The organism is Solibacillus isronensis (genome assembly GCF_023715405.1).
Taxonomy (GTDB): domain Bacteria; phylum Bacillota; class Bacilli; order Bacillales_A; family Planococcaceae; genus Solibacillus; species Solibacillus isronensis_B.
In genome coordinates this window covers 1-430 of record NZ_JAMBOC010000033.1, presented here as the reverse complement: position 1 = coordinate 430, position 430 = coordinate 1, and the positions used below count along the sequence as shown (strand labels likewise).

Below are 430 nucleotides of genomic sequence, written 5' to 3'. Positions count from 1 at the left end.
TTCGGAAATCCCCGGATCAAAGCTTACTTACAGCTCCCCGAGGCATATCGGTGTTAGTGCCGTCCTTCATCGACTCCTAGTGCCAAGGCATCCACCGTGCGCCCTTATTAACTTAACCAAAAGTTAACACTTGGATCAAATCCAAGATTTAAGTTTACACGTCAATTGCTTGACTTGTTTAAAAATCTATAAAATAGAAATTTGATTTATTGCTTTCAATGTCGTTTTATCCAGTTTTCAAAGAACGAGTGTTTTGAAGTGTTTCATTCAATTAAGAATGAACCTTCAAAACTGAACAGCAAACGTTAATGTTTCATTCCCCAAAGGAATGATTCCGAAAAATCCTTAGAAAGGAGGTGATCCAGCCGCACCTTCCGATACGGCTACCTTGTTACGACTTCACCCCAATCATCTATCCCACCTTCGGCGG

Annotated in this window: 2 rRNA genes; both read right to left on the bottom strand. The window is 40.9% G+C overall.

Going from position 1 to position 430, the window contains the following annotated elements:
• Positions 1-118, bottom strand: a 23S ribosomal RNA gene (locus M3166_RS19070); the annotation flags it as partial.
• A 231-nt stretch (positions 119-349) separates the two neighbouring features.
• A 16S ribosomal RNA gene (locus tag M3166_RS19065) occupies positions 350-430 on the bottom strand; the annotation flags it as partial.